The organism is Thalassospira profundimaris WP0211 (genome assembly GCF_000300275.1).
In the GTDB taxonomy this organism is placed as follows: Bacteria; Pseudomonadota; Alphaproteobacteria; order Rhodospirillales; family Thalassospiraceae; genus Thalassospira; species Thalassospira profundimaris.
Map to the genome: position 1 here is coordinate 19375 of NZ_AMRN01000011.1, position 18875 is coordinate 38249.

At 55.0% G+C, this 18875-nt stretch carries 18 protein-coding genes; 8 read left to right on the forward strand and 10 right to left on the reverse strand.

What is annotated here, in order from left to right:
- Positions 1–12 precede the first annotated feature (12 nt).
- The 3 genes from TH2_RS17780 to TH2_RS17785 form a co-directional block, all read right to left on the reverse strand.
- A complete protein-coding gene (locus TH2_RS17780; RefSeq protein ID WP_040824574.1) occupies positions 13–1560 on the reverse strand; it encodes a cryptochrome/deoxyribodipyrimidine photo-lyase family protein in 1548 nt (515 codons plus the stop codon).
- 236 nt (positions 1561–1796) lie between these two features.
- The gene (locus TH2_RS20810; protein WP_008891829.1) at positions 1797–1961 is read right to left on the reverse strand and encodes a DUF1127 domain-containing protein; all 165 of its coding nucleotides are present in this window, start codon (positions 1959–1961) and stop codon (positions 1797–1799) included.
- Between the two features lie 309 nt (positions 1962–2270).
- On the reverse strand, positions 2271–3473 hold the full coding sequence (locus TH2_RS17785; RefSeq protein WP_008891830.1) for an adenylate/guanylate cyclase domain-containing protein: 1203 nt from the start codon (positions 3471–3473) through the stop codon (positions 2271–2273).
- A 266-nt stretch (positions 3474–3739) separates the two neighbouring features.
- On the opposite strand from TH2_RS17785, the gene TH2_RS17790 reads away from it, so the two are divergent.
- From TH2_RS17790 to TH2_RS17805, 4 genes are all read left to right on the forward strand, one after another.
- Positions 3740–5002: an ABC transporter substrate-binding protein gene (locus tag TH2_RS17790; RefSeq protein ID WP_008891831.1), complete on the forward strand. Its 1263-nt coding sequence runs from the start codon at positions 3740–3742 to the stop codon at positions 5000–5002.
- Positions 5003–5099: 97 nt separating this feature from the next.
- A complete protein-coding gene (locus TH2_RS17795; protein WP_008891832.1) occupies positions 5100–6008 on the forward strand; it encodes a carbohydrate ABC transporter permease in 909 nt (302 codons plus the stop codon).
- Complete coding sequence (locus TH2_RS17800; protein WP_008891833.1) at positions 6001–6888, forward strand: carbohydrate ABC transporter permease; 888 nt, start codon at positions 6001–6003, stop codon at positions 6886–6888. The genes TH2_RS17795 and TH2_RS17800 overlap by 8 nt, the downstream gene beginning before the upstream one ends.
- Positions 6889–6892: 4 nt before the next feature.
- Positions 6893–8005, forward strand: coding sequence for an ABC transporter ATP-binding protein (locus TH2_RS17805; protein ID WP_008891834.1), 1113 nt, complete (start codon positions 6893–6895; stop codon positions 8003–8005).
- A gap of 81 nt (positions 8006–8086) precedes the next feature.
- Here TH2_RS17805 and TH2_RS17810 read toward each other — a convergent pair whose 3' ends face one another.
- On the reverse strand, positions 8087–9586 hold the full coding sequence (locus tag TH2_RS17810; protein WP_008891835.1) for a sensor histidine kinase: 1500 nt from the start codon (positions 9584–9586) through the stop codon (positions 8087–8089).
- Between the two features lie 8 nt (positions 9587–9594).
- A complete protein-coding gene (locus TH2_RS17815) occupies positions 9595–10329 on the reverse strand; it encodes a response regulator (RefSeq protein WP_040824552.1) in 735 nt (244 codons plus the stop codon).
- 226 nt (positions 10330–10555) lie between these two features.
- Here TH2_RS17815 and TH2_RS17820 point away from each other — a divergent pair, with 226 nt between their 5' ends.
- The 3 genes from TH2_RS17820 to TH2_RS17825 are packed head-to-tail and all read left to right on the forward strand — an operon-like array spanning position 10556 to position 12109.
- Complete coding sequence (locus TH2_RS17820) at positions 10556–11602, forward strand: NAD(P)/FAD-dependent oxidoreductase (RefSeq protein ID WP_008891837.1); 1047 nt, start codon at positions 10556–10558, stop codon at positions 11600–11602.
- 28 nt (positions 11603–11630) lie between these two features.
- Positions 11631–11825 (forward strand): DUF2256 domain-containing protein, encoded by a 195-nt coding sequence (locus TH2_RS20815; RefSeq protein ID WP_008891838.1) that lies wholly within the window; start codon positions 11631–11633, stop codon positions 11823–11825.
- The gene (locus tag TH2_RS17825; protein WP_008891839.1) at positions 11822–12109 is read left to right on the forward strand and encodes a DUF3253 domain-containing protein; all 288 of its coding nucleotides are present in this window, start codon (positions 11822–11824) and stop codon (positions 12107–12109) included. Before TH2_RS20815 ends, TH2_RS17825 begins: the two co-directional genes overlap by 4 nt.
- A 6-nt stretch (positions 12110–12115) precedes the next feature.
- On the opposite strand, the gene pgi is transcribed toward TH2_RS17825, so the two are convergent.
- Both pgi and TH2_RS17835 read right to left on the reverse strand, forming a co-directional pair.
- Entirely contained in the window at positions 12116–13765 is a 1650-nt protein-coding gene (pgi, locus tag TH2_RS17830) for a glucose-6-phosphate isomerase (RefSeq protein ID WP_040824577.1), read from the reverse strand.
- Between the two features lie 149 nt (positions 13766–13914).
- Positions 13915–14874 carry a PfkB family carbohydrate kinase gene (locus tag TH2_RS17835; protein ID WP_008891841.1) on the reverse strand — a complete coding sequence of 320 codons (960 nt, stop codon included), beginning with the start codon at positions 14872–14874 and terminating at the stop codon, positions 13915–13917.
- A gap of 261 nt (positions 14875–15135) precedes the next feature.
- On the opposite strand from TH2_RS17835, the gene TH2_RS17840 reads away from it, so the two are divergent.
- Positions 15136–15504 carry a cupin domain-containing protein gene (locus TH2_RS17840; protein ID WP_008891842.1) on the forward strand — a complete coding sequence of 123 codons (369 nt, stop codon included), beginning with the start codon at positions 15136–15138 and terminating at the stop codon, positions 15502–15504.
- A 42-nt stretch (positions 15505–15546) separates the two neighbouring features.
- Here TH2_RS17840 and TH2_RS17845 read toward each other — a convergent pair whose 3' ends face one another.
- The 3 genes from TH2_RS17845 to TH2_RS17855 form a co-directional block, all read right to left on the reverse strand.
- Positions 15547–16140 (reverse strand): tyrosine phosphatase family protein, encoded by a 594-nt coding sequence (locus TH2_RS17845; protein ID WP_008891843.1) that lies wholly within the window; start codon positions 16138–16140, stop codon positions 15547–15549.
- 123 nt (positions 16141–16263) lie between these two features.
- Positions 16264–17235, reverse strand: a complete 972-nt coding sequence (gene speB / locus TH2_RS17850; RefSeq protein ID WP_008891844.1) for an agmatinase — start codon at positions 17233–17235, stop codon at positions 16264–16266.
- A gap of 66 nt (positions 17236–17301) precedes the next feature.
- Positions 17302–18807 (reverse strand): aldehyde dehydrogenase, encoded by a 1506-nt coding sequence (locus TH2_RS17855; RefSeq protein WP_008891845.1) that lies wholly within the window; start codon positions 18805–18807, stop codon positions 17302–17304.
- Positions 18808–18875 lie beyond the last annotated feature (68 nt).

Sequence of the window (18875 nt, forward strand, 5' to 3'; positions counted from 1 at the left end):
CTTTTCTGAAGCTTAGAAATCAAACGTGATCTGTTGATCGGATTTATCGCGCCCGGCCGGTGGCCGTTTCTGTTTAAACGTTCGGCTTCCGTGCTGCTTGACGATGTGCTGTGCCTGATCGCGGAAATCATCGTTTTTGCGAATGGCCCAGATGTTGGTGCGGGCATGTCGGGCGGCGGCCATGTGATCGACAATCGGCGCTGGATAACGCTTTCCGATCTCAACGCCCAGATCAATCTGTTCAATCGGGGCAAGACGCCAGGGTTCATGAATGAAGGCGTCCGGCACGTCACGCAATTCCGGCACCCAACGGCGGATGAACGCACCATCGGGGTCCTGATCATTAGATTGTTTGACCGGGTTATAGATGCGTGGCGTGTTGATCCCGGTCGTGCCTGATTGCATCTGAATTTGCGGGTAATGAATGCCGGGTTCGTAATCGACAAATTGCCGGGCAAGATGCAATGCAGGTTCGCGCCAATGTTGCCAAAGCTGGTAGCTGACAAAGGCTGTAAGCATCGCGCGCATCCTGAAATTGATCCAGCCGGTGTGATCAAGGGCGCGCATGCAGGCATCAATAAACGGAAATCCGGTTTTGCCAGCTTTCCACGCCAGAAGGCCTGGATCATCGGGATGATCAGGCCGCAAGCCATCATAGGCCGGATGCAGGTTTTCAATCTCGATCCCCGGTGTGGTTTCAAGCTTCTGGACGAAATGACAATGCCAGTGCAGCCGGCTTTCATATGCCTTTAGCGCCGAAAGGAACCCTTTGGGGCGATCCGTTGCAGGCATGGCATGGATATCGCGCCGTCTTTCACGCACGGCATGAATGATTTCGCGCAGGGATACTGTGCCATAGGCAATATGCGGACTTAGCCGTGAACAGCTATCGAACGCGGTTCGGGGCGATGACATTTCCCGGTGATATCTCTGCCCGCGATAGCCAAGAAAACTGTCGAGTAGCCGCATCCCCGCGCGCCGTCCACCACCCTGCGGGTCATTGCAAGGTGCGGAAAGGTGCGCCACCGGATGTTCGGGAATTGAGCCGGGATCAAGATCAACAGCAGGTGTTTGAAACCGCACCTGCCCGGTTGGTGGGCTGGCAAAAAACGCCTGCCATGCCCCGTGCCAGTGGTCGCGATCAAGCCTGCCACGGATGACGGCAAACTGACGATGTTCGTGGAATGCAATGCCCTTTTGGCGCGCCCAATCCGAAACGGCCAGATCACGTTTGAATGTCCAGAGATTGCCGGTTTCTTCGTGTGCGTGAATGGCACGGATATCGAATGTGTCGGCAAGCCCGGCCAAAACATCAACAACATCGCCAACCCGCACGGTAAGCGATTGACCAAGCGCACGGGCATCGGACGCCAGTTCATGCAGGGACGCCCGGATAAACTGCCAATGCCGTGCCGATGTGTCTGGCAAGCGCCAATAATCGGGCTCGAAGACATAAAGCAACACAACCGGATATCCGGCAGCAATCGCCGCATTCAGCGCCGCATGATCATGCAGGCGCAAGTCGCGCTTTAACCAGACGATTGTGGTTGGTGGGCGCATCAGCACCACCCAACGACATCGTTCGGGTCAGGTGTGGTGGACAGATTTAAAATGCGGAAACAAACCAGCGGCATGAAAACGGAACTCGCAATCACAAGAATATTGCTTCCATACGCTGCGTAACTTTGTCCGGATTGGTTTGACCCAGAGTCTACCCCAGAAACACAAAAAGCCGGACTTGTGTCCGGCTTCCGCATTGGCAATCCCGATTGACGGGTGCCTATATGGTGCGAGCGTTATGCAATCGCGTCACGTGCTGCTTTACGAGCAACGTCTTTGATCTGCCACTGGGAAATCCCGACATCATCAAGATCGCGCTTATCAAGGCCGTAAAGTTCATTCGCGACCGAGCGTGCATAGGCCCAACGGCGAACAGCAACAAGAATACTGGACAGGAACATGTTGAACCTCCTTGGGTTACAATTTTGAATGCTGCCTTGGAGGTGACCTCCAACTGTCTGGCGCATTCATCAGCTTGCTTCGCGTTGCAATATGTCGAAATTCCACTTGATCCTCAACCACCAAAAAATGCATATCATCTGTGCCATTTATTCACAGATAAACTCATATGAACAAATCATACCCGACAATCCGTGGCTGATACGGCGATTAAGTATGATGTTTTGAGCTGAATTATACCTGAACGCGCATAGTGCAGCGCAGCATTTTCGCCGGATTTTCAGATCAAAACGCACTGCCCCATGCCCTGCCTAGGCGTTACCCTCTGCGACCTTGGCAAAAGGCAAAGCCGATTGAAGGGCATGGACGGTAAGCGGCGCGGCAACGCCTTTGACTGCGAAGTCACCACAGCACACCGTCGGCTCGGTGATGTGGCTTGCCAGAACATCTGACATCAACAAGGGTGTGCCGATCTGTTTGGTCAGACTTTCCAGACGGGCTGTCCGGTTTACCGCCACACCCATTACGGTGAAATCCAGTCGATGGGTGCCGCCAACATTGCCATAGACCACTTCGCCGTAATGAAGCCCGACGCCAAAGCGAAGGATTGGCAGCCCTTCTTTCAAACGGTTGCGGTTGACATTTTCCAGATCGGCCAAGGCGGCCTCGGCCGCACGCACGGCGTTTTCACAGACACTTTCGGCGGATTGATCGTTTTCCTGGGCAAAGACAATCAGCATCGCATCGCCGACAAAACGCAAAATCTCGCCACCGTGGGCGCGCACGGCACGTTCAACCGTTTCAAAATAGACATTAAGACTGTCAAGCAGCTGTTCGACCGACAGGGTTTCGGTCATCACCGTGAAATCGCGCACGTCACTGAACCAAAGGGCTGCACGAATGGTTTCACCGTCGCCGCGACGAATATGACCATGCATGACTCGCGCGCCGGTGCGTTCGCCCAAATAGGTATCAAGCAACGAATGTTCGATCCGTTTGGTCACATGCAGTTCAAGCACCCCGCCAACGTGGTCCAGTAATCCTTCAAAACAGGCGATTTCGCTATCATCGAAACCGTCGTGCTGATCTGTTGCGATGGTCATGACGCACCAGCGTCCGCCGCTGAACCGAATGCGCGTACAATAATAATCGGTCAACCCCATGCCGATCAGCTCGCCAACAAGCGGGTGATGATCGGCCGGATTGACCCTGGCAAGGTGAATGCGCACCGGGCCCCCATGCAGGTTAACGTCTTCGACCGGACTTCCGATGTAAGAGCCGCTTTCATGAATGCCGTGGGTGGCCTCCCACAGACGGGCCCCGTGTTCGCGATCCCACAGAAACGACCAGACGGCGACTTGCGGATGGAGTGCCTCCATCGAGCAGCGCATGCGCGCAATATGAAATCCTTGGGCGTTGATCCGCGTCATCAGTTGGTCAAGGAATGCATTTGCATCCTCGATCAGGCGACCTTCTTTGGCAATCCAGTCGATAACAGGTGCGTTATTCCACATGGCCGTCCTCTATTCCCCTGCTATCACATGATAATCACGACCAAATTCAATGCACTTATTCCGATGCGTCACAGCTTTAATGCCGACAAACGCCCTAATTGTTTTTGCTGCTCTGCAATATATTAGCGATGTATATTGCCAATTTTGTAACAAAGTGTTTCAGTTCGCAATCTGGAAACGCCCTGTTACAGTTTTGTGGATGCATTGTGCCCCTTCTCGCAGCATGTTGTCGCTGCAAATGGTTAAAAGCCAGGGAGGAAACCTAGATGTATCTGCGCAAAACCATCCTCGCCACTGGTGTGGCGTTTTCTGCACTCGCGACTGCTAACTTTGCTCATGCCGAGCCGACCGCTGAAGTTCTGCACTGGTGGACTTCGGGCGGCGAAGCAAAAGCTGTCGCATCCCTTAAAGAAGATTTTGAAGCCAATGGCGGCACCTGGGTTGATAGCCCGGTCGCTGGTGGTGCTGGCGATGCAGCCATGACCGTTCTGCGTTCGCGCGTTCTGTCGGGTGATGCACCGGCTGCTGTTCAGCTTAAAGGCCCGGCAATTCAGGAATGGGCCGAACAGGGTGCCCTTGCTGATCTCAATGACGTTGCCGCTGCTGAAGGTTGGGATGACGTTATCCCGGCTGCGATCCAGGACGTTATGAAATACGAAGGCGACTATGTTGCTGTTCCGGTAAACGTACACCGCGTTGACTGGATCTGGGCAAACCCGACCCTTCTGGCAAAAGTTGGTGCCGATTCCGCACCGACCACCTGGGACGAGTTCAACGCCCTTGCTGACAAACTTCAGGCTGCTGGCATCACGCCGGTTGCCCATGGTGGTCAGCCGTGGCAGGACGCAACTGTCTTTGAAACCGTCGTTCTTGGCCTTGGCGGCCCGGAATTCTTCCAGAGTGCTCTGGTTGATCTCGACGAAGACGCACTGAACTCCGACACCATGAAAGCGGTGTTTGACCAGATGCGCAAAATCCGTGGTTATGTCGATGCCGACTTCCCGGGTCGTGACTGGAACCTTGCAACCGCAATGGTCATGAATGGCGAAGCCGCCATGCAGATCATGGGTGACTGGGCAAAAGGCGAATTCCTTGCTGCTGGTAAAGTACCGGGCAAAGACTTCATCTGTGCAGCAACCCCGTCCGAAAACGGCTACCTGTTCAACGTTGACAGCTTTGCCATGTTCAACGTTTCGGGCGACGACAAGGTCGCAGGCCAGAAACTGCTTGCCGAACTGATTGTTGGCGAGAAGTTCCAGGAAACCTTCAACCTTCTCAAAGGTTCGATCCCGGCACGTTCAGGCGTTTCGCTTGATAAGTTCGACGATTGCGCCAAGAAGTCCGAAGCTGACCTCCAGGCCGCACAGGAAGCCGGTGGTTTCCTTCCGTCCATGGCACATGGCATGGCCCTTCGTGGCCACCTTGCCGGTGCGATCATTGACGTCGTGACTGCCCACTTCAACTCCGACATGTCGTCTGACGAAGCCGTCTCGCGTCTGGTCGAAGCAGTTGAACTGGCCAAAGACTAATCTCATCTGATCAGTACAATCTGAGATATGAGCAATTTGCAGGCCCCGGAATTTCCGGGGCCTGTTTCCCACTCATTTAACTTTTGAGGCAAAGGTTATGGGGGCTTCTCAAAGCACCGAAAGCAACCTGACGGCCAGCATCCAGCGTCATCTGTCCAAGATCGTTGTTGCACCGTCCTTTGCTGCGTCCCTGTTTTTTGTCTACGGGTTCATCCTGTGGACCGGCTATATGGCGTTTTCCAAGTCGCGCATGCTTCCCGTCTGGGATTGGGCAGGGCTTCGGCAATACGAACGTCTGTGGCAGATGGAACGCTGGCATGTTGCCATTGAAAACCTGCTGATTTTTGGTGGTCTGTTTATTGTGACCTGCCTGATCATCGGGTGCCTTCTGGCAGTTCTTCTTGATCAGCGTATTCGCGCCGAAGGTGCGCTGCGTACGATATTCCTTTATCCGATGGCCCTGTCCTTCATCGTGACAGGTACTGTCTGGAAATGGCTTCTTAATCCGGGCCTTGGCCTTGAAAGCATGATGCATGATCTGGGCTGGACGAGCTTCAAGTTCGACTGGCTGGTCAATTCGGACATGGCGATCTACACGGTTGTGATCGCAGCAGTCTGGCAGGCATCGGGCTTTGTCATGGCAATGTTCCTTGCGGCATTGCGCGGCGTCGATCAGGACATCATTCGCGCAGCCTATATGGACGGTGCCAGCCTGCCCCGGATCTATTTCGGTATCATCATTCCGTCGATCCGCCCGGTCTTCCTGAGTGCGATCGTCGTTCTGGCCCACCTTGCGGTCAAAAGCTTTGACCTTGTCATTGCGCTTACAGGTGGAGGCCCGGGCTATTCATCCGATCTTCCGGCAACCTTCATGTACACGATGGCCTTCCAGCGTAACCAGCTTGGTGTTGGTGCAGCCAGTGCCATGATGATGCTGGCGACCGTTATGGCGATCATTGTGCCGTATCTGTATTCCGAACTGCGCGGAGGCAAGAAAAATGGCTGATATTCAGACCTATAGCCACGATGCAGGCTGGAAGAATACCGTTCTGCGCGGGTTGCTGTATCTTATTCTGATCCTGTTTGCGGCCTATTACCTTTTCCCGCTGATCGTCATGATTTCGACCTCGTTGAAGTCGCTTGACGAAATTCGTGAAGGGTCGCTGATTTCGCTGCCGCGCGTGGTGACGTTTGATGCATGGAACTATGCATGGAACGAAGCCTGCGTTGGTGTCGAATGTACCGGGATCAAAATCTATTTCTGGAACTCGGTCAAAATGGCGATCCCCGCCGTTCTGATTTCGACCTTCCTTGGTGCGATCAACGGCTATGCGTTGACCAAGTGGCGGTTCAAGGGGGCGAACATCGTCTTTGCCCTGCTGCTGTTTGGTTGCTTCATTCCGTTCCAGGTCGTTCTGCTGCCGATGTCGCAGGTTCTTGGCAAGCTTGGTCTTGCCAGCTCGACCCCGGGCCTTGTTCTGGTCCACGTGGTTTACGGCCTGTGCTTCACCACCCTGTTCTTCCGGAACTATTACGTTTCAATCCCGGACGAACTAGTCAAGGCAGCCACCATTGACGGTGCCGGGTTCTTCACCATTTTCTGGCGCATTATTCTGCCGATCTCGACCCCGATCATCGTGGTTTCGGTCATCTGGCAGTTCACCCAGATCTGGAACGACTTCCTGTTCGGTGCCTCGTTTGCTTCTGGCGCAAACGCACCGATGACCGTCGCACTCAACAATATCGTCAACACCACGACCGGCGTGAAACAGTATAACGTTGATATGGCAGCAGCCCTGCTGACCGGCCTTCCGACGTTGCTGGTTTATGTTCTCGCTGGCAAATACTTCGTCCGCGGCCTGACCGCCGGCTCGGTGAAGGGATAAGCAAATGGCATCACTCACCCTCGATAAAGTTCGCAAGGCTTTTGGCCCTGTCGAAGTTCTCAAGGAAATCAATCTGGCGATTGACGATGGCGAGTTTCTCGTCCTTGTCGGTCCGTCGGGTTGCGGCAAATCGACCCTTCTGAACCTGATTGCAGGTCTGGAAACAGCCACCGACGGGGAAATCCGCATCGGGGATCGCGTTATCAACGACGTGCATCCCAAAGACCGTAACATCGCCATGGTGTTCCAGTCCTATGCGCTTTACCCGAACATGACGGTGCGCAAGAACATCACCTTTGGCCTCGAAATCCGTGGCGTTTCCAATCAGGAACGTGACAAGGCCGTTGCCGATGTTGCCAAACTGCTTCAGATCGAAGCACTTCTGGATCGCAAACCGTCCCAACTTTCGGGTGGTCAGCGTCAACGTGTTGCCATGGGCCGCGCGCTTGTCCGTGATCCGGATATCTTCCTGTTTGACGAACCGCTTTCAAACCTTGATGCGAAACTGCGTGTCGACATGCGCACCGAGATCAAGAAGCTGCATCAGCGTCTTGGCTCAACCATCGTTTATGTCACCCACGACCAGATCGAAGCCATGACCCTGGCGTCGCGCATCGCGGTGATGAAGGACGGTATCCTGCAGCAGTTCGATACGCCGCAAAACATCTATGAACGCCCGAACAATATGTTTGTTGCCGGCTTCATCGGATCGCCGTCGATGAACTTCATTGATGCGACCCTGACCGAAGAGGGCGGCAAGCTGGCCCTGACCATCCCGCGCGATGGCAACCCGATTGTCCTGCCGCTGTTTGAGGCGCCGGAAAGCTATCGTGGTTATATCGGCAAGGATGTCGTGTTTGGCATTCGCCCCGAAGCCCTGACCCACAAACGTACCGGGTCGGACGAACCGGGCAGCCAGTATGTCAATTTCGACAGCAAGGTCGAAGTGATCGAACCGACCGGTGCCGACACGATGACCGTGATCGAAATCGCCGGGAAGGAAATCGTTGCGCGCGTCCGTCCGGACCGTCAACCGAAACCGGGCGAGAGCATGACGTTCTCGGCCGACATGTCTCAGATCAGTCTGTTTGACCCGGATACCGAGTTGCGGATCTGATCTGATTGGCGGGTGGTTCTGGGGGCCACCCGCCATTCTTCTTTTTGGGCCCTGCTCTGCCCGATACTGTATCGAATGGCCCTAAACCCTGCGCGGCAGGGATACGATAACTTCCAGACCTTTTCCCGGCATATTGCGCAATTCAATGCGCCCGTCATGGGCATCAATCACGGTTTTGACGATCGAAAGCCCAAGGCCACTGCCCCCGGTGCTGCGCGCCCGCGATCCTTCGACACGATAAAACGGCAGGAAGACCTTGTCCTGATGTTCGACCGGGATACCGGGCCCTTCGTCCCGGATGGTGACCAGCACGGTATCTGCCGTTGCTTCGAGGCTGACATTGGCCCGATGGCCATATTTCAGGGCATTTTCAATCAGGTTGGTAAAGGCACGCTTCAACGTGCCCGGACGGCAAGACAACCGGATGCTGCGCTTGCCCTCAAAGGAATGGGCATCATCATTGCCGCCGAACACCGTATGGACCGAGCTGAACTGCAACGGCTGCGGCCCGGCAAAACTCACCGGACGGCCAAGATCGGCATAATCGTCACAGATGGCTTCAAGCACGGAAATGAAATCAACCGTGCGTTCTTCTTCGTTGGCAATCCAGTCACCGAGGAAATCAAGCGCGTCATTGAGAAGACTGTCCATTTCATCAAGATCGCGCAAAACGGTTTCACGCAGCTCATCATTTTCAATGAATTCGGCACGCAGTCTTAACCGCGTGCTGGGCGTGCGCAAATCGTGCGAAATGGCGGCCAGCATCCGGGTGCGATCGCCCAGCATCCTTGAAATACGTTCACGCAAATCGTTATAGGCCGCGGCCATTGACCGGGCCTCGGTCGGTCCGCGTTCCTCGACCGGTGGGCCGCTGACATCATCGGCGTGATCAATGATCGCACGCGTCAGGCGCTTGAACGGGCCTGCCAACAAATCGGCAAGCCCGGCAAACACGACAAGAACTGCCGCCACCCCCATCAGGAACATCAGAAAGACCAGCGACGGTGATGAATAATTCGCCCACAGCTCGTTATGGTGCACCAGAATGCGCTTGCCCGACGGCATCATGATTTCAACCTGTGCCTCAAGGCCCAGACGCGCGATTTCACGCGACAGTTCGGCAAAGAACAGGCTGGGATTTTCGGTAGCCTCGATGGTGGCGCGCTGTTCGGCACTCAAACGACCGCGTTCGAAATGAACCTTGACCGAGGTCGGCCAACCGGTATTGGCCAGTCGGACCGGCATGGCGATATGCTGTGCGGGTCTCGAAAACAGTAACAAGGTCCCGACATCATCGGATGGCAGGATGCGCATCGTCATGCCATCGCGCGCAGCAATATCGATGATGTTTTTTTCAAATTCGGGGTTTTCGGCGATCCGTACCAGTTCGCGAATGGTAAAGCCAAGTGTATAGGCCCGGCCAATGCGTTCGTCCCTCTCGATCACGTAATAGGACGCCATGGCACTGAGGGCTGCAATGATCAGCCCGCCCAGCATCATCAGAAGAAAGATACGCCCGCCCAGCGTGCGCGGCTTGTAGCGGCGCATATAGTTGCTGAATTTTGCGAACATATCGGCCATGGGGCGGCCTAAATCGTTTGGGTGTCGGCGCAGAACTGATAGCCGATGCCGCGCACTGTTTTGATCAGTTTCGGGTTCTTGGCATCTTTTTCGATCTTTCGGCGCAGGCGGCTGATCTGGATATCGATGCTGCGATCAAACGGAAGCGAGCTTTGCCCGCGCACAATATCAACAAGCTGTTCACGCGACAGCGCCCGCTTGTTGTTCTTGACCAGTGCCAGAAGCAACGAAAACTCGCCCGTCGACAGATGCACGGCGACATTATCAGAATCGCGCAATTCACGTGATCCGATATCAAGCGTCCATTCACCGAAAATGATCTTGTGCGCCGGGGCGACTTCGTTATCAGACGGCCCAACCGCCCCCGTTTCAAAGCGCCGGAACACCGCACGGATGCGGGCCAGCAATTCACGCGGGTTAAACGGCTTGGTCAGGTAATCATCCGCACCAAGTTCAAGGCCAAGAATACGGTCAGTATCCTCGCCCACTGCCGTCAGCATGACAATCGGCACCTTGGAGGTCCGTCGAACATCCCGGCACAGCGCAAAGCCGTCCTCGCCTGGCAACATGATATCAAGAATCACCAGATCGATTTTCCAGTCGCGCAGTGCACGATGCATTTCATTGCCGTCGGACACGGTGGTAATGCGAAAACCGTGTTGCAACAGGAACTTCTTCAAAAGCTTCTGGATTTCCTGGTCGTCATCAACGACCAGAATATGTGGTTCACGTCGCGTCGTCAGTGTCCCGAACTCCCCTAATATTCATCGGCCATGTCCCCGACCGCGGCGGGAGTTTAGTCGATATCGCCACCGGTTTGAACCATTTTACCATTTGATCATCAAACCTGTATGGATGAACCCGGTTTCGCAACTTTCTAGCTCCTCGCACTGCTCCAAATCCGATCTGCTTGCGTATGACAAAGCACAGTTAAATTCACATTCGGCCCGGATCAGACAGGAGCCACACATGCCACGGATGTCAAACGTGAATATTGCGATCATTGGTGCCGGAATGGCGGGCCTAAAGGCGGCCAGCACGCTGCACCGCATCGGCATGAATGTAACGGTGTTTGAAAAAAGCCGCGGTCTTGGCGGGCGGCTGGCGTCACGGCGCACCGACTTCGGCCACTTCAATCATGGTGCGCAATATGTGACGGCGCGTGACCCCGGATTTAATGCGTTTTTGCAAGAAGCAACCGAATTTAACGCGGCCCAAAACTGGTCGCCCAACCTGCATCGCGGAACGTCCGCCCCCGCGCAATCAGGTGCGGCACTTTCACCAATCGCGCGCCATGTCGGCAACCTTGCCGAAGAGCCCTGGTATCAGGGCGCACCACAGATGAACAAACTGATCCGCCCCCTGGTCGACACCTTCCCGATCCAGAAACAACACCGCATTGTCGGCATCGAGCCGAACGGCCCGCGCAGTTTTATGCTCCATGATGATCTGGACGGGACTTACGGCCCGTTTGATGGTGTGATCGTCACCGCCCCTGCCCCGCAGACTGCCGATCTTTTGCGCCCACTTGCCCCGCGCTATGCCCCGATTGACGAGGTTGTCATGGCGCCGTGCTGGGCGGTGATGGCGGCCTTTGAAAGCCCGCTTCCGACCGGCTTTGACGCGATGCTGTATCCGAGCCCCGAAATCAGCTGGGCCGCACGCAGCAGCCAGAACGAAGACATGTTCCACCGTCGCACACCCGATCCGTGGGTCCTGCATGCCAGCCCGGAATGGTCACGCGCCCACCTTGAAGAAGACAAGGACCGCGTGATTGAAAAGCTGCTGGCTGCCCTTCGTGATGTCAGTGGCGTGAAATTGCCGGAACTTCATTCAGTACAGGCCCATCGTTGGCGCTATGCGCGGACTGAATTGCCGCTTGGCAAAAGTCACCTTAATGGCATGAATGGCCGGGTGATTGCAGCAGGCGACTGGTGCCTTGGCGCACGGGTCGAGGCGGCATGGCGCAGTGGCCGAACAGCGGCACATGCCATGGTCGAAGCCCTGATCGGATAATCGGTAAAATTGATCCGAACGCAGTGTCATGCCGAAAAATGCCAATGGACGTCGTCACAGCAAATCAGATTTGCCGCAGAAAACCTGCGTGACATGCGCACGACCGTTTAACTGGCGGCGCAAATGGAAGGATTGCTGGGACGCAGTTCAGTATTGCTCTGACCGGTGCCGGCGCCAGCGAAAACAGCCTGCAAAAGCGGACATGCAGAACCAAGTGTCATGATGTTTGACCGAAAAGACGAAGATCAGCCAACCTACGCCATCCTGCGCCAGCGCGTGATTGATCTGGCAACAGAGCGCGGACCAGACAAAACGATCTGCCCGTCAGAGGTTGCCAAAACCTTTGGCTCTTACTGGCGGGATTTGATGCCGCGCGTGCATCAGGTCGCAGAACAACTATGTGCCGAACGCAAACTGACATTTGAAAAGGGCGGCATCAGCCATGGCCAAAACCGCCCTTCAGGTAACTATCGATTGCGCATCGTCCTTGATGATCAGGACGACTAAGCCAGCTTATGCGCCACGCAAGGCATGCAGGCGTTTGATCAGACCGGCGGTAGATGCATCACGGGCACCGGCGTCTTCCTTGCCCTCGACCATCGGAAGCAGTTCCTTGGCAAGTTGTTTGCCAAGTTCAACGCCCCACTGGTCATAGGAATTGACGTTCCAGATGATGCCCTGAACAAAGATTTTGTGTTCATACATCGCAACCAGTCGGCCAAGGGTGAAGGGATCCAGTTGCTTATAGAGGATCATGGTGCTGGGCTTGTTGCCATCAAACACCTTTTGCGGCGCCAGCACGTCAATCTCCGCTGGTGACAGGTCACTGCCAGAAAGCTCTTCACGGACTTCGGCCTCGGTCTTGCCGCGCATCAATGCCTCGGCCTGTGCGAGGCAGTTCGACACCAGCTTGTCATGATGGTTCGCCAACGGATGCAGTGCATTTGCCGCCACGATGAAATCAACCGGGATCAGCTCCGTACCCTGATGGATCAACTGATAAAACGCATGTTGTCCGTTGGTGCCCGGTTCTCCCCAGATGATCGGACCGGTTTCATAGGCAATCGGTTTGCCGTCACGGGTGACTGATTTGCCATTACTTTCCATATCGGCCTGCTGCAGATAGGCCGGCAGGCGTGATAGATGCTGATCATAGGGCAGGATAGCCTGACTGGATGCGCCCAGCACATTGCGATACCAAACCCCGATCAGGCCCAGAATCATTGGAATGTTGGTTTCAATCGGGGCTGTTTTGAAATGGTTATCCATCGACTGCGCACCGCGCAGCAATTCTTCGAACTTGTCATACCCGACCGCCAGAATAATCGGCAGACCGATCGCCGACCACAGGCTGTAACGTCCGCCAACCCAATCCCAGAAACCGAATGCATTGTCGGTATCAATGCCAAATGCCGCGACCTTATCAAGGGCGGTTGAAACGGCAACGAAATGCTTGGCAACGGCGGCTTCGTCTTTCAGCATCCCGACAAGCCAATCCCGCGCCGAATAGGCGTTGGTTAGCGTCTCATCGGTGGTGAAGGTTTTGGACGCGATGATGAAAAGCGTCGTTTCCGCATCGAGGAATTTCAGCGTATCGACAATATGTGCGCCATCGACGTTGGACACGAAATGGCAGCGAATGCCATCGATGTGATAAGGACGGAGCGCCTCGTTGACCATGACCGGGCCAAGGTCGGAGCCCCCAATACCGATATTGACCACATCGGTGATTTTCTTACCGGTATGGCCTTTCCATTCGCCGGAATGCACGCGTGCTGCGAAGTCCTTCAGACGGGCAAGAACCTCCTTGACCGCAGGCATGACGTCTTCGCCGTCAACCTCGACGGGGCCGCCATCAAGATTGCGGAGTGCTGTATGCAGGACCGCGCGGTTTTCGGTGACATTGATCCGATCACCTTTAAACATCCGGTCGCGCCAGCCTTCAACATTGGCTGCTTTGGCAAGCTCAACCAGGGCCGCCATCACATCGTCGGTCATCAGGTTTTTGGAGTAATCAACAAACAGGTCATTGAGGGCCGCACTGTATCGTTCGAAGCGCGCAGGATCGTTGGCAAATGCCTGACGCAGATTGAGCTTTTCGGAAACTTCCGCGCCCAGTTGATCGAGTTTATCCCAGCTTGCGGTCATTTTATCAGCAGACATACCACCCTCGGCCCATTCAAATTCATTCATAACAATACGGTGTTATTGCCAACAGGCTAACACGCGTTTCAAACCATGTGTGGGACAGTTTGCAGCACGCGGCGGCAAGATTATGGCCGCCGCGTGATTTTTCATTTACGCCTGTGATCTTATCGGTTCGAAAGAAAGTCTTCGACTTCTTTTTCCGTCGGCAATGCGTTGATGGCACCACGCTTGGTTGCCGTAATCGCACCGACCGCATTGGCAAAGCGGCACGCGGCTGCAAGTTTTTCTTCGGACCCCAGAAGCTCCGGGTCCTTCAGCAGGCGCGACAGGAAGCCTGCCGTGCAGCCATCCCCTGCCCCGGTGGCGTCAACCGCGGTGATTTCAAAGGACGGCACAAAGCCATCAAACGCCGGTGTGATGTAACGTGATCCCTTGGGACCGTAAGTCACAATCATCGCGCGCCATTGATCACACCACAGATCCTTGATGCCTTCTTCAAGGTCATCCTTGCCGGAAACAAAAGTGATTTCCTCGTCCGACATCTTGACGACATCGGCCTGACTGATCGCCAAACGCAGGATTTCACGAGCCTTTTCCTCACTCGGCCACAGCGGCAGGCGCAGGTTCGGATCACACGAAATGATCGCGCCGTTCTCGCGGGCAATCTTGATCGCCTCAAGCGTCGCCGCGCGCGGGTCATCATCGATCATGCAAAGCGTTCCGTAATGGAACAGATCGGTTGATTTCAGCATGTCCTGATCAAGATCAGCAATGCTGAGCAACATGTCGGCTGACGGGCTGCGATAGAATGAAAATTCCCGTTCCCCGTCGGCACGCAGGGAGACGAATGCAAGCCCGGTCAACGCCTCCTTGGTCAGGACAATGCCCGATGTATCGACATTGTCGGCCTTAAGGGTATCGACCAGGAAATGGCCAAAGGCATCATCGCCGAGTTTACCGATAAAACCGGTTTCAATACCCAGACGCTGCAAACCCACAGCCGCATTGCCCGGTGCGCCCCCGGCCGCCTTGGCAAAGGCCGGCGCATCGGCAAGGCCGGTTCCGGTCACGGTCGGAACAAAATCAATCAGCAGTTCCCCAAGACAAACAGCTTTGGCTGTCATGACGTTTCTCCGTTCGAATTGTCCGCAAATTCGGCGGATCAATAGTATGTGGTCTGTGGGACCCACCGCCTTTTAAATCGATTCAACGCGTCAGACAAATGCTAATCGAACGTAGCGTCGCATTCGCCAGCATATCGGCTTTTCACATTCTTGCGCAAAAGGCTTGGCCCAAAAAGATTAGGACTTCAGTGCGAAAATCGCCCCGGATATAAAGTCGCGAAATCAAAACCAAACCACACTAGCAGACAACAGGGCATTTTCATGAGCACACTCGTCGCACGCAATCTGATGCAAAGTTTTGATCAAATTACCGACTATTGGTCGCCAAAGATTATTGGTGAAGTGAATGACCAATATCTCAAAATTGCAAAAGTAAAAGGCGAACTGGTCTGGCATGCCCATGACGAGGAAGACGAGCTGTTCCATATCGTCAAGGGGAGCCTGATCATCGAGTTCGAAGACCACAAGGTCGAACTGAGCGAAGGCGAATTTCTGACCATCCCCAAAGGGGTCATGCATAACCCGATTGCCAAGGAAGAGTGCTGGGTCCTGCTGATTGAAAGCAAATCGACCAAACACACCGGCAATGTTGTTACTGAAAAAACCAAAACCCTGTCGCAGCAACTGTAACTTCCACGAAATTGCTGCGACAGAGTGCCTGTGGCGGACGAATTACGTCCTCTGCAGGCCTTTGCCAAAGCCGACTTCACGTTGGCGTTCAAGTTCGGTCATCCAGCGTTCGAACATCGCATCACGCTCAAGCTGAATGGCGTAGTGGCGATGAAGGGCCGCGGTCAGGCGCCCCTCGCGCCCCAAGAGTTCATCGGCAAAGGCGATCATGACCGAATTTGGCCAGGCAATCGGGCGCATTTCGCGGATAGTGGTGAAGATGCTGTCTTCGTCACGGTCCGGCTCGCACTGTGCCATCAGGGTGATCATCGCGGCGGTCGAACGTGATACGCCCATGTGACAATGCACCAGCAAATGGCCATCGCGGCGATCCGCACGGCTTCCGATCAGGGTTTCGCCGTAGGCAAGGATGGCCTCGACATCGGCCTTGGTCGGGGCCGGACGGCCTTCCTTGTCTTCGATCACGTCATGGAAACGCAAAATAGTGCGTTCATGCGGGTCAAAATTGGCAAAGATGGTCGGGTCTTCACGTTCGGGATCAAGGACCGACAGGACATGGGTCACACCATGGCTGCGATGGGTCGGCAGTTCGTCAATGCCGCAAATGGTCAGGCGCGAAATAGCAATTGGTTTCATTTCCTTGATCTCCTGTCTTCTTTTGTTTTTCTGATTGCTATCAGAGCACAGGAAAATGAAAAAACAAGGGCCGGTATCGTGAAATGATACCGGCCCCGAAGATTTTCGATCTGAAATCGCAGATTACTTTGCGCGGTTAACCGCATGAATGTTCAGCATTTCCCACGCCATGGTCGCACCGGCAAGCGATGTGATGTCAGAAACATCATAAGGCGGCGAAACTTCAACCACGTCACTGCCGATCAGGTTCACATGCCCTGCAAGACCGCGCAGGATCGACACCGCCTGATGGCTGGTCAAACCGCCCAGAACCGGCGTACCTGTGCCCGGTGCATAGCACGGATCAAGCCCATCAATGTCAAAGGTGATATAGGCCGGGTTGTCGCCCACCGTGGCCTTGATCTTTTCGACAATGGCGTCAATCGACATCGACTGAACATCCGGGCCATAAAGGATATTGAACCCGTGGGTCGATTCATTGTGGGTGCGAATACCGACCTGAATGGATTTTGACGGATTGACGATGCCCTTTTTGGCCGCGTGCCAGAACATGGTGCCGTGATCAATGCGGTCGCCGTCATCTTCCCAGGTATCGGAGTGGGCATCAAACTGGATGAGTGAAATGCCATCACCGTACTTTTCGGCATGTGCCTTCAGGATCGGATAGGTGATGAAGTGATCGCCACCAATGGTCAGCATCTTGGCGCCGGACTGAACGATATCACGTGCGTGATCTTCGATCATTTCCGGAATCTTTTCCGGGTGGCCCGGATCAATGACCATGTCGCCATAGTCAATCACCGCCATCTCGGCAAAGATATCGCGGCCGGACGGGAAATGCGGTGCCCAGGCAAGGTTGGTCGATGCACGACGCACCCCCTGCGGGCCCAGACGCGTGCCCGGTCGGCTTGATGTTGCAAGATCATAGGGGATACCGGTCACAGCAACATCAATCCCATTGAGGTCGCGCGAATATCGGCGGCGCATGAAGGACAGCGCACCGGAATACATCGGCTCGCTGGTGTTCTGATGCACAGATTTTGCCGTAAAGGCGTTATCACCGCCCTTGGTGTCAATGACCCCGGTGCTGCTCATTTTTAAACCCTTCTCACTTCCCGTATCAAACCCGGACCATCTGCCTGCCAGCGGTCGACGGAGTTCTTACGCGTCGCCCAGTGCAATCCAGGTCGACTTGATTTCACAATATTTGTCCAGCGCATGCAGCGAACGATCACGACCGGTACCGGACTGTTTGTAACCACCAAACGGCATGGTGATTGATCCACCGTCCCAGCAATTGACCCAGACAAGACCCGAACGCAGTTTCTTTGCGGTCATGTGTGCCTTGTTGATGTCGCGCGTCCAGACTGCTGCTGCCAGACCATATGGCGTATCATTTGCGGTCTGAACAGCCTCTTTCCAGTCCTTGACCGAAATAACCGACAGAACCGGGCCAAAGATTTCTTCCTTGGCAATCGTCATGTCGTTTTTAATGCCGTCAAACACGGTCGGCTCAACATAATACCCACCAGATTCGGTGCGAACCCGTTTACCACCGGTGCGAAGGACACCGCCCTCGCTGGATCCTTTTTCGATATAGCCCAGAACACGGTTCATCTGGCTTTCATCGACAATCGCGCCCATCTGGCTTTTCGGATCAAGCGGATCACCCGGCTGCATTTTCGCACCCGCGGCGACCACCTTCTCAATGAATTCGTCCTTGATGCTTTCTTCGACAATCAAACGCGAACCAGCCGTGCAGACCTCACCCTGATTATAGAAGATACCGCCGGCCGCCGCCGCAGCAGCCGCATCCATATCCGGGCAATCGGCCAGAACGATGTTCGGGCTTTTGCCACCGCATTCAAGCCAGACACGCTTCATGTTCGACTGACCGGAATACTGCAAGAACAGCTTGCCGACTTCACCCGACCCGGTAAAGGTCACGCAATCAACATCTTCATGCAGGCCAAGCGCCTTGCCTGCCGTCGGGCCAAAGCCCGGCACAACGTTCAGAACGCCTTCAGGAATGCCGGCCTCAACTGCGATTTCCGCCACTCGGAGTGCGGTCAAAGGTGACTGCTCGGCTGGTTTAAGGACGATCGAATTCCCCATCGCCAGGGCCGGGCCAAGCTTCCAGACCGCCATCATCAGCGGGAAGTTCCACGGGACAACGGCGGCAACCACGCCCAGCGGTTCACGGGTGATCATGCCAATTTCATTGGTGCCCGACGGCGAGATTTCGTCATAGATCTTGTCAATCGCCTCGGCATACCAGCGGATGCACTTATAGGACAACGGAATGTCATCGCGCGCCGCAAGCGTGATCGGCTTGCCCATATCAAGACTTTCGAGAAGAGCCAGTTCGGCAGCGTTCTTTTCAAGCAGATCGGCGAAATGCAGCATGATCGCCTTGCGTTTCGCAGGGGCGGCTTCGGACCAGCTGCCTTTTTCAAATACCACACGCGCCGATGCCACCGCGCGATTGACGTCTTCGACGTCGCACTCGGCAACCTTGGTCAGCACCGACCCGTCACGCGGGCTGATGCAATCAAATGTCTTGCCGGATGCCGCATCGACATAGGCACCGTTGATGAACGCCTTGTTGCGAATATCAAGGGCGGCGGCCTGCGCGGTCAGTTGTTCAAAATTCATCGGATTGGTCATCGCAAGTCTCCTGACGGATGGCGCGTTTGGATTTTTTCAAAGTTGATCGTGGCACTTGGCACCCTGAT